Origin of the sequence: Pseudomonas sp. GM74 (genome assembly GCF_000282455.1) — a bacterium.
In the GTDB taxonomy this organism is placed as follows: Bacteria; Pseudomonadota; Gammaproteobacteria; order Pseudomonadales; family Pseudomonadaceae; genus Aquipseudomonas.
This window is the reverse complement of sequence record NZ_AKJG01000064.1, coordinates 44,819-69,228: the sequence shown is the minus strand read 5'-3', so window position 1 is coordinate 69,228 and position 24,410 is coordinate 44,819. Positions and strand designations below refer to the sequence as shown.

The 24,410-nt window shown below is 62.7% G+C and carries 22 protein-coding genes; 18 read left to right on the top strand and 4 right to left on the bottom strand.

The features are described 5' to 3' along the window. Positions 1-113: 113 nt before the first annotated feature. Positions 114-1,013, bottom strand: a complete 900-nt coding sequence (locus PMI34_RS13185) for an energy transducer TonB (protein WP_008050314.1) — start codon at positions 1,011-1,013, stop codon at positions 114-116. Between the two features lie 154 nt (positions 1,014-1,167). Then, positions 1,168-2,139 carry a glutathione synthase gene (gene gshB / locus PMI34_RS13190; RefSeq protein ID WP_008050313.1) on the bottom strand — a complete coding sequence of 324 codons (972 nt, stop codon included), beginning with the start codon at positions 2,137-2,139 and terminating at the stop codon, positions 1,168-1,170. A 235-nt stretch (positions 2,140-2,374) separates the two neighbouring features. On the opposite strand from gshB, the gene pilG reads away from it, so the two are divergent. The 15 genes from pilG (at position 2,375) to madM (ending at position 19,865) form a co-directional block, all read left to right on the top strand. Next, positions 2,375-2,779 carry a twitching motility response regulator PilG gene (gene pilG, locus PMI34_RS13195; protein WP_007987791.1) on the top strand — a complete coding sequence of 135 codons (405 nt, stop codon included), beginning with the start codon at positions 2,375-2,377 and terminating at the stop codon, positions 2,777-2,779. A 57-nt stretch (positions 2,780-2,836) separates the two neighbouring features. Further along, entirely contained in the window at positions 2,837-3,202 is a 366-nt protein-coding gene (gene pilH, locus PMI34_RS13200) for a twitching motility response regulator PilH (protein WP_007897961.1), read from the top strand. A 10-nt stretch (positions 3,203-3,212) separates the two neighbouring features. After that, positions 3,213-3,752 (top strand): chemotaxis protein CheW, encoded by a 540-nt coding sequence (locus PMI34_RS13205; RefSeq protein WP_008050310.1) that lies wholly within the window; start codon positions 3,213-3,215, stop codon positions 3,750-3,752. A 156-nt stretch (positions 3,753-3,908) separates the two neighbouring features. Beyond that, positions 3,909-5,969 carry a methyl-accepting chemotaxis protein gene (locus PMI34_RS13210; RefSeq protein ID WP_032829695.1) on the top strand — a complete coding sequence of 687 codons (2,061 nt, stop codon included), beginning with the start codon at positions 3,909-3,911 and terminating at the stop codon, positions 5,967-5,969. Positions 5,970-6,006: 37 nt separating this feature from the next. Next, a complete protein-coding gene (locus PMI34_RS13215; protein ID WP_008050306.1) occupies positions 6,007-11,913 on the top strand; it encodes an Hpt domain-containing protein in 5,907 nt (1,968 codons plus the stop codon). Further along, positions 11,906-12,367, top strand: a complete 462-nt coding sequence (locus PMI34_RS13220) for a chemotaxis protein CheW (RefSeq protein ID WP_008050305.1) — start codon at positions 11,906-11,908, stop codon at positions 12,365-12,367. Before PMI34_RS13215 ends, PMI34_RS13220 begins: the two co-directional genes overlap by 8 nt. A gap of 247 nt (positions 12,368-12,614) precedes the next feature. Next, on the top strand, positions 12,615-14,285 hold the full coding sequence (mdcA, locus tag PMI34_RS13225) for a malonate decarboxylase subunit alpha (protein WP_008050304.1): 1,671 nt from the start codon (positions 12,615-12,617) through the stop codon (positions 14,283-14,285). Beyond that, positions 14,285-15,160 carry a triphosphoribosyl-dephospho-CoA synthase gene (locus tag PMI34_RS13230; protein ID WP_008050302.1) on the top strand — a complete coding sequence of 292 codons (876 nt, stop codon included), beginning with the start codon at positions 14,285-14,287 and terminating at the stop codon, positions 15,158-15,160. The genes mdcA and PMI34_RS13230 overlap by 1 nt, the downstream gene beginning before the upstream one ends. Then, entirely contained in the window at positions 15,160-15,459 is a 300-nt protein-coding gene (locus PMI34_RS13235; protein ID WP_008001147.1) for a malonate decarboxylase subunit delta, read from the top strand. Before PMI34_RS13230 ends, PMI34_RS13235 begins: the two co-directional genes overlap by 1 nt. Further along, complete coding sequence (locus PMI34_RS13240; protein WP_008050298.1) at positions 15,452-16,303, top strand: biotin-independent malonate decarboxylase subunit beta; 852 nt, start codon at positions 15,452-15,454, stop codon at positions 16,301-16,303. The genes PMI34_RS13235 and PMI34_RS13240 overlap by 8 nt, the downstream gene beginning before the upstream one ends. After that, a complete protein-coding gene (mdcE, locus tag PMI34_RS13245; protein WP_008050290.1) occupies positions 16,300-17,103 on the top strand; it encodes a biotin-independent malonate decarboxylase subunit gamma in 804 nt (267 codons plus the stop codon). The genes PMI34_RS13240 and mdcE overlap by 4 nt, the downstream gene beginning before the upstream one ends. Beyond that, a complete protein-coding gene (locus tag PMI34_RS13250; protein WP_008050289.1) occupies positions 17,097-17,717 on the top strand; it encodes a malonate decarboxylase holo-ACP synthase in 621 nt (206 codons plus the stop codon). Before mdcE ends, PMI34_RS13250 begins: the two co-directional genes overlap by 7 nt. Beyond that, a complete protein-coding gene (gene mdcH / locus PMI34_RS13255; protein WP_008050287.1) occupies positions 17,714-18,625 on the top strand; it encodes a malonate decarboxylase subunit epsilon in 912 nt (303 codons plus the stop codon). Before PMI34_RS13250 ends, mdcH begins: the two co-directional genes overlap by 4 nt. 57 nt (positions 18,626-18,682) lie before the next feature. Next, positions 18,683-19,099: a malonate transporter subunit MadL gene (gene madL / locus PMI34_RS13260; protein ID WP_008050285.1), complete on the top strand. Its 417-nt coding sequence runs from the start codon at positions 18,683-18,685 to the stop codon at positions 19,097-19,099. Between the two features lies 1 nt (position 19,100). Further along, a complete protein-coding gene (gene madM, locus PMI34_RS13265) occupies positions 19,101-19,865 on the top strand; it encodes a malonate transporter subunit MadM (RefSeq protein ID WP_007987763.1) in 765 nt (254 codons plus the stop codon). Positions 19,866-19,976: 111 nt separating this feature from the next. Here the strand turns inward: madM and PMI34_RS13270 are convergent, their stop codons facing one another. Then, the gene (locus tag PMI34_RS13270; protein ID WP_008050284.1) at positions 19,977-20,891 is read right to left on the bottom strand and encodes a LysR family transcriptional regulator; all 915 of its coding nucleotides are present in this window, start codon (positions 20,889-20,891) and stop codon (positions 19,977-19,979) included. 131 nt (positions 20,892-21,022) lie between these two features. On the opposite strand from PMI34_RS13270, the gene trhA reads away from it, so the two are divergent. Then, positions 21,023-21,640: a PAQR family membrane homeostasis protein TrhA gene (gene trhA / locus PMI34_RS13275; RefSeq protein WP_008050283.1), complete on the top strand. Its 618-nt coding sequence runs from the start codon at positions 21,023-21,025 to the stop codon at positions 21,638-21,640. A 121-nt stretch (positions 21,641-21,761) separates the two neighbouring features. Here the strand turns inward: trhA and PMI34_RS13280 are convergent, their stop codons facing one another. Further along, positions 21,762-22,679, bottom strand: coding sequence for a LysR family transcriptional regulator (locus PMI34_RS13280; protein WP_008050282.1), 918 nt, complete (start codon positions 22,677-22,679; stop codon positions 21,762-21,764). Positions 22,680-22,788: 109 nt separating this feature from the next. Between PMI34_RS13280 and PMI34_RS13285 the strand changes: the two genes are divergently transcribed. Both PMI34_RS13285 and PMI34_RS13290 read left to right on the top strand, forming a co-directional pair. Next, the gene (locus tag PMI34_RS13285; protein WP_008050281.1) at positions 22,789-24,030 is read left to right on the top strand and encodes a D-amino acid dehydrogenase; all 1,242 of its coding nucleotides are present in this window, start codon (positions 22,789-22,791) and stop codon (positions 24,028-24,030) included. Positions 24,031-24,057: 27 nt separating this feature from the next. Continuing rightward, entirely contained in the window at positions 24,058-24,408 is a 351-nt protein-coding gene (locus PMI34_RS13290; RefSeq protein WP_008050280.1) for a RidA family protein, read from the top strand. Positions 24,409-24,410: the final 2 nt, after the last annotated feature.

The window sequence follows — 24,410 nt, the reverse complement described above, 5'->3', positions numbered from 1 at the left end:
CAGGCACCTCCTGACCGTATTTCATACCTGTAAACGATGTCTCCGGTTTAAAACGTAAAGGATGTCTCCGGTTTCTACCCGAGCAAGCCCGCTCCCACAGGGGATTTGTGGGGTCAGTTGCTGGAAAGGCGATCGCCGCGGGCAAATTTCCAGGTGCGGATGATTTCCAGGCGGTCGATGTCCGACAGATCCCCGGTAAAGGGTGCAAACGGTGCCGCCAGGCGAACGATGCGCTGGGCTGCCTGATCCAGCAGCGGCTGACCTGAAGATTCCAGCACCAGCACTTCATACAGTGAACCATCACGGTTGATCGACACCATCAGGCGCAAGTTGCCATAGATCTGCTTGCGCCGCGCTTCGTCGGGATAGTTGAGGTTGCCGATGCGCTCGACTTTCTTGCGCCATTCGTCCTTATACCAGGCGCCCTTGTCGCGCATGGTCGAGGCCGCGCTCAAGCGGTGGATGCGCGGGCGCTTGGCGTACAGCTGTTGTTCGGCGGCCAGTTCCGCTTCGAGGCTGGCGATGTCGCTGGACAGTTGCTCGCTGTCGAAGGTCGGCGCCTGGACCTGGGGCTTGACCTCGGTCTTGGGTTCCTCGGTCTTGGCGGGGGCTTTTTTCGGTTTCGGCGCCACGGTGGTCACGGCAGCCTTGGGCGGAGCTTCCTGAATTTCAGGCTTGGCGGCCGGCGGTGGCGTGACCTTTTGCACCTTGTTGTCCTGGAACGGCGCGACCTCGGTGGTCTTGGGAATCGCCTTTTTATCCAGGGTGCCGCTGCCTTGCTGATTCTCCTGAGCCAGGAAATCGGCTTTCTCGGGCTTCTTTTCGCTCTTGAAGGTGGCGAGGGTGATTTCCAGGGTTTTGCTGATCTGCTTGGGCTCGACCACTGCAAATCCGACACCCAACAGCAAGGCCAGGTGGACCAGCGCAGCCAGAAACAGGGTAAAACCGAGGCGATCGACCGGGCGCACGCCACGGTGGGCGAGTTCGGCAGGCAGATCGGACGGGAGTGTCATGACAAAAAAACCAACATCGCGTTTTTACGGGCCCGGCATGATAACGCAATGTTGGTTTTTAGCTTCAAGCTTCAAGCTGCAAGCGACAAGCTGTAAGAGGATCAGCTTGAAGCTTCAAGCTTCAAGCTTCAAGCGAAAAGCAAGTGCGCGTGCTTCAAACTTGCCGCTTGAGGCTTGCAGCTTGCAGCTGCTTCTCGATGGCCTCCATCAGCATGCCGCCGATGTCAGTGCCAAACGCGTTATCGATCTCGCGAATGCAGGTCGGGCTGGTGACGTTGATTTCGGTCAGGTGTTCGCCGATCACGTCCAGGCCAACGAACAACAGGCCTTTTTCACGCAGGGTCGGGCCGACTTGCGCGGCGATCCAGCGGTCCTTGTCGGTCAGCGGGCGGGCTTCGCCACGGCCACCGGCAGCGAGGTTGCCACGGGTTTCGCCCTGGGCCGGAATCCGCGCCAGGCAATAATCCACAGGCTCGCCATCGATCATCAGGATGCGCTTGTCACCGTCCTTGATCGCCGGCAGGTAGGCCTGGCCCATGATCTGCTGGGCACCGAGGGCGGTCAGGGTTTCGAGGATCACCGACAGGTTCGGATCGCCCGCGCGGTGACGGAAAATCGACGTGCCGCCCATGCCGTCCAGCGGCTTGAGGATCACGTCGCCGTGCTTGGCGGCGAACTCACGCAACACGTCGGCGCGGCGGCTGACCACGGTCGGCGGCGTGCACTGCGGGAACAGCGTGGCGAACAGCTTCTCGTTGCAGTCGCGCAGGCTCTGCGGCTTGTTGACCACCAGCACGCCAGCGCGCTCGGCCTGTTCCAGCAAATAGGTGGAGTAGACGAACTCCATGTCGAACGGCGGATCCTTGCGCATCAGGATCACGTCCAGATCGCTCAGCAGCGCGTCGCTTTCGGCGCCCAGTTCGAACCATTTTTCCGGGTTGGCGAAAACCTGCAGCGGACGCATCCGGGCCCGGGCCTGGCCTTCGCCCTGATACAGGTCGCGCTGTTCCATGTAGAACAGTTCCCAGCCACGCTTCTGCGCGGCCAGCAGCATGGCCAGCGAGCTATCCTTTTTATAGGAAATGCTGGCGATAGGGTCCATGACAATCCCGACGCGAACGCTCATTGGGTTTTCCTCGAAAATTGGCTACCGGATCGGTATGAAAAAAGTGGCGTCAGAGTGGCGCTGAGTGTGTTCCCGGTCAAGGAAAAACCACCTTGCGGGTCGGCCGATAGATTGGTTCTGGAGACTGTGCTAAAAAGGCTGCCATGTCGTGCCGGCCCTTGAGCATCAAGGGTTTTGAGCCGCGTTAACCGGCAAACGGACAATTTGTTTCGCAAAGGCGACGGTAGAGCATTTTATGGAACAGCACCCCAGCGCCTTGAAGGTCATGGTGATCGACGATTCGAAGACGATCCGTCGCACCGCCGAAACGCTGCTCAAGAACGTGGGTTGTGAGGTCATCACGGCCATCGACGGTTTTGATGCCCTGGCCAAGATTGCCGACAACCACCCCGGCATCATCTTTGTCGACATCATGATGCCGCGCCTGGATGGCTATCAGACCTGCGCCCTGATCAAGAACAACAGCGCGTTCAAGTCCACGCCGGTGATTATGCTGTCGTCCAAGGACGGGCTGTTCGACAAGGCCAAGGGGCGCATCGTCGGCTCCGACCAGTTTTTGACCAAGCCGTTCAGCAAGGAAGAATTGCTTGATGCGATCCAGGCCCATGTTCCTGGCTTCGCCGCCGTTTTGCCGCAGTAGGACACGCACAGTGACGCTCGGCCATCGGGCCCGGCGTCGACAAGAATGGGGAAGACCATGGCACGTATTCTGATCGTCGATGATTCGCCGACCGAAATGTACAAACTGACCGGCATGCTGGAAAAGCACGGTCATGAAGTGTTGAAAGCCGAAAACGGTGCCGACGGCGTCGCCCTGGCCCGCCAGGAAAAGCCCGATGCGGTCCTGATGGACATCGTCATGCCCGGCCTCAACGGCTTCCAGGCGACCCGCCAGCTGACCAAGGACCCGGAAACCGGGCACATCCCGGTGATCATCATCACCACCAAGGATCAGGAAACCGACAAGGTCTGGGGCACGCGCCAGGGCGCCAAGGATTACCTGACCAAGCCGGTCGATGAAGACACCCTGATCAAGACCCTGAACAACGTGCTGGCCGGTTGATCGTCAGGCCATGAACGAGTCGCTGACGGCCTTCGAGTTGCTGCTGCAAATCGATCAGCGCTGTCGTTTGCTGGCGGCGGACTTGCCGTCCCAGCCAGCCCGGCGGGACAGTTGGAGCGGCATCGGTTTTCGCCTGGGCGAACACTGGTATGTCGCGCCCATGAGCGAAGTCAGCGAAGTCCTGCACGAGCCGCGCTCCACTCAGTTGCCGGGGGTCAAACCCTGGGTCAAGGGTGTCGCCAACCTGCGCGGGCGTTTGTTGCCGGTCATGGACTTGTGCGGCTTCTTCGGGCACGAGCTTTCGGCGGTGCGCCGACAGCGGCGGGTGTTGGTGGTGGAGCATGAAGAGGTGTTTGCCGGGTTGCTGGTCGATGAAGTCTTCGGCCTTCAGCACTTTGCCCAGGATAGTCTGGAATTGGTGTCGGCGGACGAGTTGAAGGGGCCGGTGGCGGCGTTCGTCAAAGGCCGGTTTCAGCGCGAGCAGTGCTGGCAGGTATTCAGCCCGTTTGCGTTGACGCGGTCCCAGGGGTTCATGAACGTCGCGGTGTAGCCGGTACAACGGAAAACCCTGTGGGAGCGAGCTTGCTCGCGATGACGGACTGACAGCCAGCATCAGTGTCGACTGATACACCGCTATCGCGGGCAAGCCCGCTCCCACAGTTTCTTCGGCGGGCATTACAGGGTGTTGGTTAACAGGCGAGGACCGATGATAAAAGCAAAAGCAGGCAAGCCAATGGAAGGGTCGCGCAGCCGGTCGCAGATTATCGTGCTGTTCATCGCGCTGATCATCTTCATCATGCTGCTGTTCGCCAACTTCGCGTACCTCAACACCCAGGCTACCTACGACAAACAGTACATCGGCCACGCCGGCGAACTGCGCGTGCTGTCCCAGCGGATCGCCAAGAACGCCACCGAAGCCGCCGCCGGCAAGGCTGCCGCGTTCAAGTTGCTCAGCGATGCTCGCAACGATTTTGCCCGGCGCTGGGGTTATCTGAAGAAGGGCGATCCTGCCACCGGCCTGCCGCCGGCCCCGGCCACCGTGCGTCCAGAGATGCGTGCGGTGCAACAGGACTGGGAACGCCTGCTGAAAAACACCGATGCGATTCTTTCCAGCGAGCAAACCGTACTGTCGCTGCATCAGGTCGCCGCGACCCTGGCCGAAACGGTGCCGCAGTTGCAGGTCGAGTACGAAAAAGTCGTCGAGATTCTCCTGCAACGGGGCGCTCCGGCGGCCCAGGTGGCCATGGCTCAGCGCCAGTCGCTGCTGGCCGAACGGATCCTCGGCGCGGTCAACACGGTATTGGCCGGTGACGAAAACTCACAGCAGGCCGCCGATGCGTTCGGGCGTGACGCAACGCAGTTCGGCAAGGTACTCAACGGCATGCTCCAGGGCGACCCGGCGCTCAAGGTCAGCCAGGTCGAAGACCGCGACGCCCGTGCGCGGCTCGCGGAAATCTCCGAGCTGTTCGAGTTCGTCTCGGGCTCGGTGGACGAGATCCTCGAAACCTCGCCGGAGCTGTTCAAAGTCCGCGAATCGGCCTCGAACATTTTCAGTCTGTCGCAAACCCTGCTCGACGAAGCCTCACATCTGGCCAGCGGTTTCGAAAACATGGTCGGCGGGCGCACCACCGACACCATAGGCGGTTATGTGCTGGGCTTGCTGGCGCTGGCTTCGATCATCCTGATCGGCCTGGTGATGGTGCGCGAAACCAATCGTCAGTTGCGCGAAACCGCCGAGAAAAACGAGCGTAACCAGAACGCGATCATGCGCTTGCTCGACGAAATCGAAGACCTGGCCGATGGCGACCTCACGGTAACGGCCTCGGTGACCGAAGACTTTACCGGCACCATCGCCGACTCGATCAATTACTCCGTCGACCAGTTGCGCGATCTGGTCGCGACCATCAACCTCACCGCTGGCCAGGTGGCCGCCGCCGTGCAGGAAACCCAGGCCACCGCCATGCACCTGGCCCAAGCCTCGGAGCATCAAGCCCAGCAGATTTCCGAGGCCTCCATGGCGATCAACGAAATGGCCGAATCCATCGACCAGGTATCGGCCAACGCGGCGGAATCTTCGGCGGTTGCCGAGCGCTCGGTGGAAATCGCCAACAAGGGCAACGAGGTGGTGCACAACACCATCCACGGCATGGACAACATTCGCGAACAGATTCAGGACACCGCCAAACGCATCAAGCGCCTGGGCGAGTCCTCCCAGGAAATCGGCGACATTGTCAGCCTGATCGATGATATTGCCGACCAGACCAATATCCTTGCCCTCAACGCGGCCATCCAGGCGTCCATGGCCGGTGACGCCGGTCGCGGCTTCGCCGTGGTCGCCGATGAAGTGCAGCGCCTGGCCGAGCGCTCGTCCGCCGCTACACGGCAGATCGAAACCCTGGTGCGGGCGATCCAGACCGATACCAACGAAGCAGTCATCTCCATGGAACAGACGACGACCGAAGTGGTGCGCGGCGCTCGTCTGGCGCAGGATGCCGGTGTGGCCCTGGAAGAAATCGAGGGCGTTTCCAAGACACTTGCGGCGTTGATCCAGAGCATTTCCAATGCGGCGCAACAGCAGACGTCGTCGGCCGGCCAGATTTCCCTGACGATGAACGTGATCCAGCAGATCACCTCGCAGACGTCGTCGGGTTCCACCGCCACGGCCGACAGCATCGGAAACCTGGCGAAAATGGCCAGTCAGTTGCGTCGTTCGGTGTCCGGTTTCACCTTGCCGGATGCCAAGGTGCAGGTTGTGGACAAAGCTTGAACCGCCCATGGGTATTTGAATCGTGATTGGAGTGGTTATGGGTGATCGGCACGACTATGTGGCCCTCGAGTGGGTCAAGGGCGAGATTGCCGAAACGCTGAAACAGGCTCATCACGCGATTGAAAACCTGCTCGATGACCCGCAGGCGACCCAAGCGCTGGATGACTGCCTGGCATGCATCCATCAGGTCCACGGCAGTTTGCAGATGGTCGAGTTCTACGGCGCGGCGTTGCTCGCCGAAGAAATGGAACAACTGGCCATGGCCTTGCAGGGCAACCGTGTCAGCCATCGCGACGAGGCGTTGCACCTGTTGATGCAGGCCCTCGGGCAGTTGCCGATCTACCTCGACCGGGTGCAGGGCGCGCGTCGCGACTTGCCACTGGTGGTGTTGCCCCTGATCAACGACCTGCGCAGCGCCCGTGGCGAAAGCCTTTTGTCGGAAACCAGCCTGTTCAGCCCGCAATTGCCCGAGTTGCCAGCGCTGGACGCACAAACGCTGGCGCAACTGGAACCGGCTGATTTGCCCGGTGTGCTGCGCAAGCTGCGACAGATGCTGCAAATGGCGCTGGTCGGATTCCTGCGTGAACAGGACAACGACACCAACCTCGATTACCTGGCCAAGGTCTTCACCCGCCTCGAAGCACTGTGTGCCGACGCCCCCCTTGGCCCGTTATGGCAGGTGGCATCGGCGCTGGTCGAAGGCATGCAGGGCGGTGCGATCGCCAACAGCCCGGCCTTGCGCAGCCTGTTCAAGGATGCCGACAAGGAACTCAAGCGCCTGCTCGAACAAGGCATGCCCGGCATCAATCAACCGGCCCCGCCGGAGCTGCTCAAGAGTTTGCTGTTCTACATTGCCAAAGCCGAACATCTCACCGGGCAGATGCTGACCATGAAAGAACGCTACTCACTGGACGACGCGCTGCCCGACAGCGCGATGGTCGATGAAGAACGCGCGCGGCTGGCCGGGCCCGACCGTGATGCCATGCGCTCGGTGTTGGCGGCGCTGTGCGAAGAGCTGGTGCGGGTCAAGGAGCGCCTGGACCTGTTCGTGCGCAGTGACCGCCAGCACACCTCCGACCTCGACAGCCTGCTGGCGCCGCTGCGGCAAATCGCCGACACCCTGGCGGTCCTGGGTTTCGGCCAGCCGCGCAAGGTGATCATCGATCAACTGGCGGTGGTGCTCAGCCTCGCCCAAGGCCAGCGTGAACCCAACGATGCGATCCTCATGGACGTTGCCGGGGCCCTGTTGTACGTCGAAGCGACGCTGGCCGGCATGGTCGGAACCGTGGAGCCGGAGAGCCAGGATGACAACCGCCTGCCGACCACCGACCTGACGCAGATCCATCAGATCGTGATCAAGGAGGCCCGCATCTGTTTGCAGCAGGCCAAGGACATGATCATCGACTACATCGACGCCGATTGGGACCGCCAGCATTTGCAGACGCTGCCGGCCCTGCTGACCCAGGTGCGCGGCGCGCTGGCGATGATTCCCTTGAGCCGGGCGGCGAGCCTGGTCGAAACCTGCAATCACTTCATTCGCGAGCACCTGTTGCTCGAGCCGGGTCAACCCGGCTGGCAGGAGCTGGACAGCCTGGCCGATGTGGTCACCAGCATCGAGTACTACCTCGAGCGCCTCAGCGATGACCCGCAGGCCCAGGGCGAAAACCTGCTCGATGTCGCGGAAAAAAGCCTGGCGAGCCTCGGGTTTTTCCCCAGTGAACAGCATGTGCCCGTGCTGGATGATGTGCTCAACCCGACTGAAGCGCAGGTCATGCAGTTGATGCAGGAGCTGGATGATCCGCAGACCGTCCAGACCCTGGCCGATGTGCTTGCCAGCCCGGTTTCGAGCCTGAACCCACCCGCGCTGAACACCCCGGGCAGCCTGTTGCCGCCACCTGCAGGCGAAGAGCCGGTTGACGATGAGCTGCGCGAGGTGTTCCTCGAAGAAACCGACGAAGTCCTGGAGATCCTGCGCGAATACTTGCCGCGCTGGTCGGTCAACCCTGACAACCACTCGGCCCTGAGCGAGCTGCGCCGCGCCTTTCATACCCTCAAGGGCAGTGGCCGCATGGTGCGCGCTCTGGTGCTGGGCGAGCTGGCCTGGGCCATGGAAAACCTGCTCAACCGCGTACTGGAAAACAGCGTGGAGCCGGGCGCTACGGTGCAGCAACTGATCGGCGATGTGCTGCATCTGCTGCCTGAACTGGTGGCCGAATACGCCGCCAATGCCCAGCGTCAGCGCAACGATGTCGATCAGTTGGCCGCTCGCGCCCACGCCCTGGCCAAAGGCGATGAACCGGTGTCCGATGAGGATACGCAAGATGTCGCGGCCCTCGACCCGCTGTTGCTGGAGATCTTCCGCAAAGAGGCTCAAACCCATTTAGGCAGCCTCAATCGCTTCCTTGATCAGGCTGCCGAACATGTGCCGTTGCAGGCCAGCGACGAATTGCAGCGTGCCTTGCACACCCTCAAGGGCAGTGCCTATATGGCCGGTGTGTTGCCGATTGCCGAGCTGGCCGCGCCGCTGGATCAACTGGCCCGGGAATACAAGGCGCACCTGATCGCGCTGGATCTGGATGAGGTCGAATTGCTGCTGGAAGCTGAAGGGCTGTTTCGCCTCGGCTTGCGCCAGCTCAAACGCGATCCGCTGGCGGAAATTCCCGGTGCCCGGGGTTTGACCGAGCGCGCCAGGGCGCTGCTGGCCGAACGCCTGGAAAACCTCCTGAGCACACCGAACACCGGGCTGCGGATCAAGCGCGATCCGCAACTGATCAACAACTTCCTCGCCCAGGGCATGGACATCCTGCTGGACGCCGAAAGCCTGTTGCAGCGTTGGCAGCAACACCCAGGCGAACGTCAGGAACTCAGCGCGCTGCTGGACGAATTGACCACTCTCGGCGAAGGCGCCCATCTGGCCGACCTGCACCCGGTGGATGAGTTGTGCGAAGCGTTGCTCGATCTCTACGGCGCCGTGGAAGAAAGCAGCCTGGCGGTCAGCGAGCGGTTTTTCCATGAGGCACAGGCTGCCCACGAAGCGCTGATCAACATGCTCGACGAACTGGCAGCCGGCCAGGAAGTCAGCCCGCAACCGCAACGGATCAGGGCCTTGCGCGAGCTGCTCGACGAGAGCCTTGACCCGTCGTCCATGGGCCTGATCCGCAGCGATGGCAGCCGCAGCCTGAGCATCCGCGAATTGGGGGCTGCCACCGAGGAACTGGCCCAGGCCTCCACGGCCACGGGGCTGGACGATGAAATCGTTGCGATCTTCCTTGAAGAAGCGGTGGATATCCTCGAAAGCGCCGGTCAGGCCTTGCAGCGCTGGTTGCGCGACTCGGACAACGCCGCGCCGCTGTCGTCCCTGCAACGGGATCTGCACACTCTCGAAGGCGGCGCGCGTATGGCCGAGGTCGGGCCGGTCGGCGATCTGGCCCATGAACTGGAAAGCCTTTATCAGGGCCTGGTGGACCGTCGTTATGCCTTCAGCGATTCACTGGCGGTGCTGCTCAAACAGAGCCATGAGCGACTGGCGTTGTACCTCGAACAGTTGCAGCTCAACCAGCCGCTGGACGATGCCCGTGAGCTGATCGAAGCCATTCGTGCCTACCGTCAAGGTCATGCGGGTATCGCCGAGTCCCCCCGGCAGGCGACCGACAACGACGCGGCTGCGCACGATCCGGAATTGCTGGAGATCTTCCTCGAGGAAGGTTTCGACATCATCGAAAGCTCCGGGGCGGCGCTGGAGCGCTGGCAGGCCCAGCCTTCGAGTCGTCAGGAAGTGGAAACTCTGCTGCGCGACCTGCACACCCTCAAGGGTGGCGCGCGCATGGTGGAAATCGCCGCGATTGGCGATCTGGCCCATGAACTGGAGTTTCTCTACGAAGGCCTGTCCACCGGTGTGCTGCAACCGACGGAGCCGTTGTTCGCGCTGTTGCAGCGCAGCCATGACCGCCTGGCGCAGATGCTCGATGCGGCCCGCGCCGGCGAGCCGATGCCACCAGCCGACCGCTTGATCGATGCGATCAAGAATTTCAGCCACCCGGCCGTGCCTGAAGCGCCCGCGCCGGTTGCGCCTTCGGCCACGCCCAAGGCCGAGCCGCTGGCGCCGCCGTCCGATGCCGGCGCAGACATGGTCAAGGTCTCGGCAGAGCTGCTCGACGATCTGGTCAACCTGGCCGGTGAAACATCGATCTTCCGTGGCCGGATCGAACAGCAGGTCAACGATGCGCACATCGCCCTCAATGAGATGGAGACCACCATCGAGCGGATGCGCGACCAGTTGCGCCGCCTCGATACCGAAACCCAGGGGCGGATCCTCAGCCGCCAGCAAGTCGATGCCGAACGCCTGGGTTACGAGGAATTCGACCCGCTGGAAATGGACCGTCACTCACAGTTGCAGCAATTGTCCCGGGCGCTGTTCGAATCGGCCTCTGACTTGCTTGACCTCAAGGAAACCCTCGAGCGACGCAATCAGGACACGGAAAACCTGCTGCAACAGCAGGGCCGCATCAACACCGAGTTGCAGGAAGGGCTGATGCGCACGCGCATGGTGCCGTTCGAACGCATGCTCCCGCGTTTGCAGCGCATCGTCCGGCAGGTGTCCAGTGAACTGGGCAAGGACGTGGACTTCATCGTCGACAACGCCGAAGGCGAGATGGACCGCAACGTTCTCGAACGCATGGCCGCGCCGCTGGAACACATGCTGCGCAACGCCGTCGACCATGGCCTGGAGTCTGTCGACGTGCGGCTGGCGGCGGGGAAACCGGCCAAAGGCAAGATCACCCTCGATCTGCTGCGCGAAGGGGGCGACATCATTTTCGACATCCGCGACGACGGCGCCGGTGTGCCGCTGGACGCGGTGCGGCGCAAGGCGATCAAGCGCGGCCTGCTCGCCCCGGACAGCGTCATCAGTGATCACGATGTGTTGCAGTTCATCCTGCAACCGGGTTTTTCCACCGCCGAAAAAATCACCCAGATCTCCGGGCGCGGCGTTGGCATGGATGTAGTGCACGAAGAGGTGCGGCAATTGGGCGGCACCATGAGCATCGACTCGGTGCCCGGGCAGGGCGTGCATTTCCGCATTCGCCTGCCGTTTACCGTATCGGTCAACCGGGCGTTGATGGTTCAGTGCGGTGAGGACCAATACGCGATCCCGCTCAATACCATCGACGGCATCGTGCGCGTCCTGCCCAATGAACTCGAAGGGTATTTCCGTTTCGATTCGCCGACCTACGAATACGCCGGGCAACGTTACGAACTGTGCTACCTGGGTGAGTTGCTGAAAACCAGCCCGCGCCCGAAACTGTTGGGCCAGAGCCTGCCATTGCCGGTGTTGCTGGTGCAGTGCAACGAGCGGCACATCGCAGTGTTGGTGGACGCCATGGCCGGCACTCGCGAAATCGTGGTCAAGAGCCTGGGGCCGCAGTTTGCGGCGGTTCAAGGGGTGTCCGGGGCGACGATTCTCGGGGATGGCCGGGTGGTGCTGATTCTGGATTTGCTGGCGCCGATCCGCGCCATGCAGGCCCGTGTACCCCAGCGTCCGGTCGGGCAAGAGATCGAGGCCGAACCGCACCGACCGCTGCTGGTGATGGTGGTCGACGACTCGGTCACCGTGCGCAAGGTCACCAGCCGCTTGCTCGAACGCCATGGCATGAATGTGCTGACCGCCAAGGACGGAGTCGATGCCATGCTGCTGCTGGAAGAGCACATGCCCGACCTGATGCTGCTGGACATCGAGATGCCGCGCATGGACGGCTTCGAGGTCGCGACCCAGGTGCGCAACGACGAACGCCTGCGACACCTGCCGATCATCATGATCACCTCCCGCACCGGACAGAAACACCGCGACCGCGCCATGGCCATCGGCGTCAACGACTACCTGGGCAAGCCGTACCAGGAATCGGTGCTGCTCGAAAGCATCGCCTTGTGGAGCAAGACCCATGCTTGAGCACCGCACCAGCAACCTCACCGGCCTGCTGCTGCCGTTGGCCGACCGCAACCTGCTCCTGCCCAACGTCGCCGTTGCCGAGCTGATCGATTACCAGCAGCCGGGGACGTTCGACCTCGACACACCGCCGTGGTACCTGGGCCTGGTGACGTGGCGCGACCGGCAGATTCCGCTGCTGAGTTTCGAGTCGGCCTGCGCACAGAAAATCGTCATCGGCGAACGCGCGCGGATCGTCATTCTCAACGCCCTGGGCGGGCGCCCCGAGCTGAAGTTCATCGCGCTGTTGGTGCAGGGGATTCCGCGCTCCTGCAAGCTCGATAGCCAGTTGAGTTATGTGGATGTGCCGTTGTGTGCGCTGGAGCGGGCGGCGGTGCAGGTGGGGGAGCAGGTGGCGAAAGTGCCGGATTTGTTGGCGCTGGAGGCGTTGTTGGTGGATGCCGGGTTGGCCATCTGATCGCGGCCTTGCGTTGACTGCACCGGCCTCTTCGCGGGCAAGCCCGCTCCCACAGTGTCCGTGTGTTGCCCAAATTCAACGGCAACCACTAACCCTGTGGGAGCGGGCTTGCCCGCGAAGAGGCCAGCATGAGCGACGCAGATCTCGATCATTAACCTGAGCGTAACGATCCACCACTCTGCTTGATTGATACACCACGCCCAACACTCCTAAGGTAGCTCCACGACAGCGAACCCGTGGAGTGGTCATGACAACAACAATATCCCCCGACTCGCGATGGACGCGGCGGCGCAGCGAAAAGCAGCGGCGGCTCGAGCTGGTGCGAGGTCTTGCCGACGGTGTGGTGTTGCCCACCGACAACATCGTCGCGGCGCTGGAGGCGTTGATCCTCCCGGGCGACCGCGTGGTGCTCGAAGGCAACAACCAGAAGCAGGCGGATTTCCTTTCACGTTCCCTGGCCAAGGCCGACCCCGAGAAACTGCATGACCTGCACATGATCATGCCCAGCGTCGGGCGCTCCGAGCACCTGGACCTGTTCGAACGCGGCATTGCACGCAAGCTCGACTTCTCTTTCGCTGGCACCCAAAGCCTGCGCATCAGCCAGTTGCTCGAAGACGGCCTGCTGGAAATCGGCGCTATCCACACCTACATCGAACTCTACGCACGGCTGGTGGTTGACCTGATTCCCAACGTCGTGCTCTCGGCCGGTTTCATGGCCGACCGCGCCGGTAACATCTATACCGGGCCGAGCACCGAAGACACCCCCGCACTGATCGAACCGGCGGCCTTCAGCGACGGCATCGTCATCGTCCAGGTCAACCAGTTGGTGGACGATGTCAGCGACCTGCCACGGGTGGACATCCCGGCGTCCTGGGTCGACTTCGTGGTGGTGGCCGACAAACCGTTCTACATCGAACCGCTGTTCACCCGCGACCCGCGGCACATCAAGCCGGTGCACGTGCTGATGGCGATGATGGCGATCCGCGGCATCTACGAAAAACACAACGTGCAGTCCCTCAACCACGGCATCGGTTTCAACACCGCAGCCATCGAGCTGATCCTGCCGACCTACGGCGAATCCCTCGGCCTCAAAGGCAAGATCTGCCGCAACTGGACGCTCAACCCGCACCCGACCCTGATTCCCGCCATTGAAAGCGGCTGGGTCGAAAGCGTGCACTGCTTCGGCACCGAACTGGGGATGGAGAACTACATTGCGGCGCGGCCGGATGTGTTCTTTACCGGGCGCGACGGCTCCCTGCGTTCCAATCGGATGTTCAGCCAACTGGCCGGGCAATACGCCGTGGACCTGTTCATCGGCGCGACTTTGCAGGTCGATGGCGATGGTCATTCCTCCACCGTCACTCGCGGGCGCCTGGCCGGTTTCGGCGGGGCACCGAACATGGGCCACGACCCGCGCGGTCGTCGCCACGGTACACCGGCCTGGCTCGACATGCGCAACACGGATGTCGCCGAACCGATGCTCGAGCGCGGCAAGAAACTCGTGGTGCAGATGGTCGAAACCTTCCAGGAGGGCGGCAAGCCGACTTTCGTTGAAACCCTCGATGCAGTCGATGTGGCGAAGAAAAGTGGCATGCCACTGGCGCCGATCATGGTTTACGGCGACGACGTGACCCACCTGTTGACCGAAGAAGGCATCGCCTACCTGTACAAGGCGCGCTCGCTGGAAGAACGCCAGGCGATGATCGCCGCCGTCGCCGGGGTGACCGCCATCGGCCTGCGCCACAACCCCAAAGACACCGCGCGCATGCGCCGCGAAGGCCTGATCGCCTTGCCCGAAGACCTCGGCATCCGCCGCACCGACGCCACTCGCGAACTGCTCGCGGCGAAAAGCGTGGCCGACCTGGTGGAGTGGTCCGGTGGCCTCTACAACCCGCCCGCCAAGTTCAGGAGCTGGTAATGCACGCACTTAACCTGCAACCCAAAAACCTGAGCCTGGCCGAACGGCTGGCGGACCTGGCGGTGGACGCACTGATCGACGAAGCTGATCTGTCGCCGAAACCGGCACTGGTCGACCGTCGCGGCAATGGCGCTCACACCGATTTGCACCTGGGGCTGATGCACGCATCGGCGCTGTCCTTGTGGCCGGCCTTTAAGGAAATGGCTGAAGCCGCCATCGAGTTCGGCGAAATCGGCTTGCCCCTGCGCGAAGCCGTGGGCCGCATCGGTCGCGAAGGCGAGCAAGTGATGCTCGACACCACCAACGGCGTGAACACCCATCGCGGTGCGATCTGGGCCTTGGGCCTGTTGATCACTGCCGCAGCGCTGCAACCTCAATCCTGCAGCGCCAATAGCGTGGCGCTGCGAGCTGCGCGGTTGGCCTTGCTTGACGACCGTTTTGCACCACGTTCGCTCAGCCACGGTGCGCAAGTCGCCCAACGCTACGGTGCTCGCGGTGCCCGTGAAGAAGCGCAGCTGGGTTTTCCGGCGGTGACCCAACGTGCGCTGCCACAACTGCTGCGCAGCCGCGCCGCCGGTCATGGCGAGCAGAACGCCCGGCTCGATGCGCTGCTGGCGATCATGACGAATCTGGCCGACACCTGCGTGCTTTACCGCGCCGGTGAAGAAGGCCTGAACACCATGCAACTGGGCGCCCGGGCGGTGCTCGATGCGGGTGGCAGTGCCAGCCTCGGTGGACGTCGCCGTTTGCACGAGCTGGACCAACAACTCATCGCGTTGAATGCCTCGCCCGGCGGCGCTGCCGACCTGCTCGCAGCCTGCCTGTTTATCGACCGTATCGCGTCTGGCGACGGCCTCATCCAGGGAGTGTTTTGATGGAAACCTTATCCTTTGAATTCCCCGCCGGGCAGCCGCCACGCGGTCGTACCCTGGTGGGCTGTGTCGGCTCTGGCGATCTGGAGGTGCTGATCGAACCGGGCCAAGCCGGCAAGCTGACAATCAACGTGCAGACCTCGGTCAATGGCAGCGAACAACGCTGGCAGCATCTGTTCGCACGGATGTTCGACGGTCAGACGCCGCCGGCGATGGCCATCGACATCCACGATTTCGGCGCGACTCCCGGCGTAGTGCGCCTGCGCCTGGAACAGGGCTTCGAGGAGATCGGCCATGACTGACAGCGCATCCCTGCTCAACAAGCACAGCTTCGTCGAACTCGGTGCGCGGCAACGGGCCAAGGTCCTGCTCGACGCCGGCACTTTCCGCGAACTGCTCGACCCCTTTCAACGGGTCATGTCGCCGTGGCTGTCGCGCCAGGGCGTGGTGCCGCAAGCCGACGACGGCGTGGTGATCGCCAAGGGCAACCTCGATGGTTTGCCGGTGGTGATCGCGGCCATTGAAGGCGCGTTCCAGGGCGGCAGCCTCGGTGAAGTCGGCGGAGCAAAAATTGCCGGTGCGCTGGAACTGGCCGCCGAAGACAACCGCAACGGCATCCCGACCCGCGCCGTGCTGCTGCTGGAAACCGGCGGCGTGCGCTTGCAGGAAGCCAACCTCGGCCTGGCAGCCATTGCCGACATTCACGCGGCGATTGTCGAGTTGCAGCAGTTCCAACCCGTGGTCGGTGTGGTGGCGGGCAGCGTCGGTTGCTTTGGCGGCATGTCGATTGCCGCCGGGTTGTGCAGCTATCTGTTGGTGACCCAGGAGGCGCGACTCGGCCTGAATGGTCCGCAGGTGATCGAACAGGAAGCCGGACTCGAGGAGTACGACTCCCGCGACCGGCCCTTCATCTGGAGCCTGAGCGGTGGCGAGCAGCGCTTCGCCAGTGGTCTGGTGGATCGCTATGTTGCCGACGACGTGGCGCAGATTCGCCAGCAAGTCGGCGAGTTGCTCCAGCAAGGTTTGCCGGCGCAACCACGTAGCCAACAGGCCGAGCTGTTCCTGCAGCGGTTGGCGCGTCTGGACGCCGAACCGCAAATCGAGCCGTCCGTGGTTCGCGATCTGTACCAAGGAGAACGCCCATGAGTTCGTATTCTCTGCGAGGCTTGAAATGGTTCAACGCCTTGAGCGCCGGGGCGAAAGCGGTCGAGGGATTGCCGGCTTCGCTGAAGGTCGCGGACGGTGCGCTGGGCGATCAGCCTGTGCGTTTCATCACGGTGGTGGCCGACCCGGAAAACCGCTTCGTCCGTGCACGCAATGGCGAAGTGGGCTTGCTCGAAGGCTGGGGCCTGGCCAAGGCCGTGGATGAAGTCATCGCCGCCGATCAGCACAAGGCACGTAAACGCGCCCTGGTCGCCATCGTCGACGTGCCGAGCCAGGCTTATGGTCGCCGCGAGGAAGCCCTCGGCATTCATCAGGCGCTGGCCGCAGCGGCGGGCAGTTATGCCCGTGCCCGTCTGGCCGGCCATGCAGTGATCGGTTTGCTGGTGGGCAAAGCGATGTCCGGGGCGTTTCTGGCCCACGGCTATCAGGCCAATCGCTTGATCGCCCTGCGCGATCCGGGGGTGATGGTGCATGCCATGGGTAAGGCGTCGGCGGCGCGGGTGACCTTGCGCAGCGTCGAAGAGCTGGAAACCCTGGCCGCCAGCGTGCCGCCGATGGCCTATGACATCGACAGCTATGCCAGCCTCGGGCTGCTGTGGGAAACCTTGTCGGTTGAGCAGATCGAGCAGCCGACTGCAGCGGATCTGGCGCGGGTGACCGAGTGCCTGGGTCAGGCGATGGGCGATATCGCCGGGAAGGGTGCAGATCTCAGCGGTCGTCTCGGTGCGGCCAATCGTGCGGCGTCGAGCAAGGTTCGCCAATTGTTGAGAGCACAGTGGTGAATGCGCTTCTGGCTCACGACCTGCTGTGGGGCATGACCCCGCGGCAGTTGCCAGCGGATGCCCCGACCTGGGTGATCGACTCGATCATTGCCGGCCAGCCGGTGGTGGTCCGTCGCGCCTTGAGTGCGGCGGGGCAGGTGGCGGTGGGCGTGCGCGGACCGTTGCGCGAACAGCGATTTGCGGCGCTTATGGACGTCTCCGCCATCACGCGCCGGGTGCGGCCGGAAGAACTCTGCCATGTTCAAGGCCTGCGTGATTTCCCGGCGCTGTGTGCCTTGGCGCAACTGCGCTCGCACCTCGATGAGAGTGGCTGGGTCTGGGGTGTCAGCGGCAGCGCCGGATTCGAATTGGCCAGCGGGTTTGCCGCGTTGCACCAAGGCAGCGACCTCGACCTGATCCTGCGGACGCCACGTCCGTTGAGTCGTATCGACGCTCAGGCGTTGGTGGCCGTTCTCGACACCGCCGTATGCCGCGTGGACCTGCAGTTGCAGACACCGTCGGGTGCCGTTGCCTTGCGCGAATGGGCCGGTGCTTCGTCGCGGGTCCTGCTGAAAAATGCCATTCAAGCCACTCTGGTTACTGATCCGTGGAATCCACAGGAGCAAGCAGCATGAGTAGCTTGCTGGTGTTCCCCGGCCAGGGCGCGCAACAACCCGGAATGCTGGCTCGTTTGCCTCGGGAAACGTTGGTCGAGGCGAGCGATCTGCTCGGTGAAGATGTGACGCAGCTGGATTCTGCCGAAGCATTGCGCTCGACAAGGGCGGTTCAGCTTTGCCTGCTGATCGCTGGCGTCGCCGCTTCACGCCAGTTGATCATGGCCCCGGACTATGTGGCCGGCTTGTCGATCGGCGCTTATCCGGCGGCAGTGGTGGCCGGTGTCTTGAGTTTCAACGATGCGTTGCATCTGGTCAGCCTGCGCGGTGAGCTGATGCAGCAGGCTTATCCACAGGGCTACGGCATGACCGCGATCATCGGTCTGGATCTAGCCGCGGTGGAAGGATTACTGGCACGGGTGCACAGCGCGCTAATGCCGGTTTATCTGGCCAATATCAACGCCGATAACCAGGTGGTGATTGCCGGTAGCGATGCTGCGATGAAAGCGGTGGCCGAGTTGGCGAAAGGTTGCGGAGCTGGCCTGGCCAAGCGTCTGGCGGTGAGCGTGCCGTCCCACTGCCCATTGCTTGAGGCACCCGCGCAACGGTTGGCCGAAGCCTTCGCCAAAGTGCCGCTGCAATCGCCGAAGATCGGTTACCTGAGCGGCAGTCGCGCGCGTCCGCTGATCAAGCCGCAAGCGTTGCGCGACGACCTGGCCTTCAACATGTGCCGCATCGTCGATTGGCGCGGCACGGTACAAAGCGCCTACGAGCGCGGCGTGCGTCTACAGATCGAACTGCCGCCCGGTGCGGTGCTGACCGGGCTGGCGCGCCGGGTGTTCGAGCAGGGCACCGTGATTGCCTTCGACGGTGCCCGGCTCGATACCCTGCAGGCGCTGATGCGTGAGGAGGGAAGCCGCCACTCCTAAAACTCAGGCTTCGAACAACAAAAACAACATTCGAAATGCACTTTGAGGACTACAACAATGATTATTTACGGTGTGGCGCTGTTGGCGATCTGTACGCTGGCAGGGGTGATCATGGGTGACATGCTCGGGGTGTTGCTGGGTGTGAAATCAAACGTCGGCGGCGTCGGGATCGCGATGATCCTGCTGATTTGCGCACGGTTGTGGATGCACAGGCGTGGCGGCATGACCCGGGAGTGCGAGATGGGTGTCGGCTTCTGGGGCGCCATGTACATCCCGGTGGTGGTGGCGATGGCGGCGCAACAAAACGTGGTCACGGCGCTGCACGGTGGTCCGGTGGCGGTGCTGGCGGCGATCGGTTCGGTGGTGGTTTGCGGTTGCACCATTGCCCTGATCAGCCGGACCCACAAAGGCGAACCCTTGCCCGATGAACCGGCGGATGTAACGCAGGTTGGCGCACCGGCAGGAGGTCGCTGATATGTGGGAACTCTTTGAGAAAGGCCTAGCAACTAACAGTCTGGTCACCGCATTCGCTTTCGTCGGCATCATCATGTGGGTGTCAGTGATTCTCTCCAAACGCCTGACCTTCGGACGGATTCACGGCTCTGCCATCGCTATCGTCATTGGCCTGGTACTGGCCTGGGTCGGTGGTACGATGACCGGCGGGCAAAAAGGCCTGGCGGACTTGACGCTGTTTTCCGGTATCGGGTTGATGGGCGGCGCGATGCTGCGGGACTTCGCCATCGTCGCCACGGCGTTCGAGGTGCAGGCCACCGAAGCGAAAAAGGCCGGTTTGATCGGTGTGATCGCGCTGCTGTTGGGCACGGTGCTGCCGTTTATCGTCGGCGCGTGCATGGCCTGGGCATTCGGTTACCGCGATGCGGTGAGCATGACCACCATTGGCGCCGGTGCAGTGACTTACATCGTCGGGCCGGTGACCGGTGCGGCCATTGGTGCCAGTTCCGATGTGGTGGCGCTGTCGATTGCCACCGGCCTGATCAAGGCGATTCTGGTGATGGTGGGTACACCGATGGCGGCGCGCTGGATGGGCCTGGACAACCCGCGTTCGGCGATGGTGTTTGGCGGGCTGGCCGGCACTGTGAGCGGCGTGACGGCGGGGCTGGCGGCGACAGATCGGCGCCTGGTGCCTTATGGCGCGTTGACTGCGACCTTCCACACCGGGCTTGGGTGCTTGCTCGGGCCTTCGCTGTTGTTCTTCATTGTTCGCGGGATTGTTGGGTAGCCACAAATCCTGAGTCGTCAGATCCGACGCCTTCGCGGGCAAGCCCGCTCCCACAGGTGCTGTGCAAATCCTTGTGGGAGCGGGCTTGCTCGCGAAGGGTGCGAATCGGTTTCAGGCCTGGCGATTGGCATACATCCGGCACTCCGCCAGCAACGCCAGCAGGTTCGGATCACGCTCCTTGGCTTTGAGGAACACCACGCCAATGTGCTGCTGCAACCGGTACTTTTCCTGCAACGGGATCAGCTTCACCCGGTTCTCGTACACCCCAGCAATTCGCCCCGGCAGCAACGCATAACCCACGCCCGAACTGACCATGCTCAGCAGGGTAAAGATGTCGTTGACCTGCATCGCCACCTTTGGCTCGAACCCTGCCTGCTCGAATACCCGCTTGCCGTCCTGATGGGTGGCGAAGCCCTGGGTCAGGGTGATGAAGGTTTCGTCGCGGACTTCGGCCAGGTCGACTTCGGTGCGCTGGGCAAACTTCGAGTCGGCGGGTGTGGCGAGGAAGATGTCGTCGGAAAACAGCGGGATCTGCTCGCAATCCGGGTCGTTGACGCTGTCATCCAGCGACACCAGGATCGCATCGACTTCCATGTTCTTGAGCTTGTAGAGCAGGTCGATATTGGAGCCCAGAATCAGGTCGATGTTGAGCTCGCTGCGGCGGATCTTCAAACCCATGATCAGCTGCGGCACGGTCTTCACCGTCAGTGAATACAGCGAGCCCAGTTTGAAACGTTCGGCGGAAAATCCGGCGGCTTCGCGGGTCAGACGCACGCTTTCGACGACATCCTGAATCAGCTTCTGCGCCCGCTCTTCCAGCACATATGCGCTTTCCAGCGGCGTCAGGCTGCGGCCTTCGTGCTTGAACAACGGGCAGCGCAGGGCGCTTTCCAGGGAGTGGATCGCCCGATGCACGCTGACGTTGCTGGTCTGCAACTCGGCAGCGGCCCGCGCCAGGTTGCCGGTGCGCATGAAGGCCAGGAACACCTCGAGTTTTTTCAGGGTCAACTCTTCATCGATCAGCATGGGGCGGACTCTTTCTGGAATGACTCGATTGTGCCCAATTACACCGGGTGCGTCGTACAGAAACATTGCGCTTTTACACTTCAAGCCTGAGCCTTGCGCTCTGCAGCAATGAAATTCGAGGTGAGCAACGCATGTATCACGGGGAAAGACTGAACGCCTGGACGCATTTGCTCGGGGCTGTGGCGGCGTTTATCGGCGGGGTGTGGCTGATTGTGCTGGCCAGTCTCGACGGCAGCCCGTGGAAGATCGTCAGTATGGCGATCTACGCTTTTACCTTGCTGGTGCTGTACAGCGCGTCGACCGTGTACCACAGCGTGCGCGGGCGCAAGAAAGCGATCATGCAGAAGGTCGATCACTTTTCGATCTATCTATTGATCGCCGGCAGCTACACGCCATTCTGCCTGGTGACCCTGCGCGGGCCGTGGGGCTGGACCTTGTTCGGGATTGTCTGGGGACTGGCGCTGATCGGCATCCTGCAGGAGATCAAGCCGCGTTCGGAAGCGCGGATTCTGTCGATCGTGATTTATGCGGTGATGGGCTGGATCGTGCTGGTGGCGGTCAAGCCACTGCTCGCGGCGCTGGGCGGCGCCGGGTTTGCGTGGCTGGCTTCAGGCGGGGTGCTGTACACCGTCGGGATTATCTTTTTTGCCCTCGATCATCGCCTGCGCCATGCCCACGGGATCTGGCATCTGTTCGTGATCGCCGGGAGTTTGCTGCACTTTGTGGCGATTCTGTTCTACGTCCTGTAAATCACCACAGTCCTCTGTGGGAGCGGGCTTGCTCGCGATGACGGCGTGTCAGTCGATCGAAATGTTGATTGATCCACCGCCATCGCGGGCAAGCCCGCTCCCACAGGTTGCTCATCAGGCTTCAGGGTTGCGCAGGACTCAGGTTCTCCAATTGCTCCCGGGCGCGGCGGCTGAAGATCTGCAACAGGTCATTGAGCGTGTGCGGCAGTGGTTCGCTGGTGCGAGTCACGGCGTACAGGGTGATCGGCAGTGGCGGGGCCAGCGGGCGGATGGTCGTGGTGCCCGGTGATGCGCCGAGGGCGGTGAACGGGTCGATCACCGCCAGGCCGGCACCGGATTCCACCATGGCCCGGGCCAGTGAATAGGTCTGTACGGCGATGCGTATCCGGGGCGGCGGTTCGACCGCTTCCAGGTAACTGTCGAGCCGCGCGGCCAGTGGATCGGCGCTGGATAAGCCGATCAGCGGCGCATCCGCCAGCGCCATCAGCGGCAACGGTTTACCCACCTCTTCCTGAGGCCAGTAACCCCTCGGCGCCAGCGCCACCAGCACGCCGGACGCCAGCGCCTGGGCCTTGAGCCCCGGGTGATCCGGGCGTTGCAGGGTCAGGGCGACATCCACTTCGCGCATCAACAGGTTCTGCACCAGTTCACGACTGTGGGCGCTGGAAAGTTCGCAAACGATGTCCGGGTAACGCCCGGTCCATTCGTGAATGGCCGGTGGCAGCAATGACAGGGCCAGCGCCGGGGTGGCACCGATGCGCAGGCTGTGGCCAGGCTCGCGGCGCAGGCTCTGCGCCAGGCGTCGCACGCCTTGCAGGCTTTCGCTGACCTTGTCCACTTCGCGCTCCAGTTCCAGCGCTTCCGGCGTCGCCTGCAACTTGCCGCGCACCCGCAAGAACAGCGGAAAACCCAATTGTTGCTCGGCGTGCTGCAACACCTTGCTCACCGCCGGCTGCGAGACGTGTAGCAATTGTGCGGCAGCGCTGATCGAACCGGTCTGGCGGATGGCCTGGAAAATCTCGATATGGCGAAGGCGCATGGCAAGTCCATAACCTTTGTTTATGGGTTTGCCATCTTTATGCATTGTTCATCGTCTGTCACCTGGCTCTAACCTTGGCCTCGTCTTAACAACGGTTTTAAGGACGGACATGGCTCAGCGTGTGTGCATCATCGGTGGCGGCGTGATTGGCCTGGCAACGGCCTATGCGCTGGTGCGCGACGGCTTCGAGGTGACGGTGATCGAGGCACGGGACTCGCTGGGCAGCGAAACCAGCTTCGCCAACGGCGGCCAGTTGTCCTATCGCTATGTCGCGCCCCTGGCCGACGCCGGTGTGCCTTTGCAAGCCATCGGCTGGATGCTGCGCGGCGACTCACCCTTGAAGCTGCGCCCGCGCTTCGACCCGGCCCAGTGGCGCTGGATGGCATCGTTTCTCGGCGCCTGCCGCCGCTCGGTCAATCGCGAGAACGCCGCGCACTTGCTGCGCCTGGCGCTGTTGAGCCAGGACACATTGAGATCCTGGCGCGAGGACGATGGACTGGCGGGATTCCAGTGGCGGCGCAATGGCAAGCTGGTGACTTTCCGCCAGAACAGCAGCTTCGAGCATGCGCGCCAGGGCCTGGCCGACCCGCAGCAACAGCAAGTGTTGTCGCCGGCCGAATGCGCGCAACTGGAACCGGTGCTGATCGATGCGCCCTTTGTCGGGGCGATCTACACCCCGGACGAAGAGGTCGGCGACTGCCACGGTTTTTGCCGGCAACTGGCCGCCCGGCTGCAAGCGTCCGGCCGTTGCGAGTTTCGTCTCGGGCAAGCGGTGACCGGCATTCGCCACAGCAACGGCAGCGTCAACGCCATCGAACTGGGCGAGCAAGTGCTGCCGGTCGATCAACTGGTGATCGCCGCCGGTCATCGCAGTCCGCTGTTGGCGCTGCCCGGGATGCAACTGCCGCTTTATCCGCTCAAGGGCTACAGCCTGACCGTGCCAATTCTCGCCGGTCATCGGGCGCCGGACGTGAGCATCACCGACTACGACCGCAAGATCGTCTACGCCCGCATCGGCGAGCAATTGCGAGTGGCGGCGATGGTCGACATCGTCGGCTTCGACCCCGCTTTGGACCCCAAGCGCCTGGCATTGATCAAGCGTCAGGCCCATGACACCTTTCCCAATGCCGGCGCCTATGACGAAGCCGTCGAGTGGGCCGGCATGCGCCCGGCCACCCCCAGCGGCGTGCCGTTGCTGGGTGCGACGGCGTATCGCAACCTGTGGCTCAACCTCGGCCACGGCGCGCTGGGCTTCACCCTGGCATGCGGCAGCGGGCGCTTGCTCAGCGAACTGATCGGCGAGCGCGAGCCTTCCATCGACTTGCGCGGTTTCAACCACCGGGCCGCCTGAATAGCGATTTCTGAAGAGGACACTGTAATGACCATTACCCGACTGCACAGCAATCCGCGCCTGTCCGGCGCCGTGACCTTTGGCGAGCTGGTGTTTCTCTCCGGGCAGGTGCCGGGCGATGCCCGGGATGCCGGCGACCAGACCCGCGAAGTACTGGCGAAAATCGATACCTTGCTGGCCGAGGCGGGCAGCGACAAGGATCATCTGCTCAGCGCGACCATTTACCTCAAGAACATCACCGAGGATTTCGCCGCAATGAACGAGGTCTGGTCGGCCTGGCTGTCGCCGGGGCAGGCACCGAGCCGCACCACCGTGCAGGCCGAACTGGCCCGACCGCAGGTGCTGGTGGAAATCACCGTCATCGCTGCACGCGTCTGATA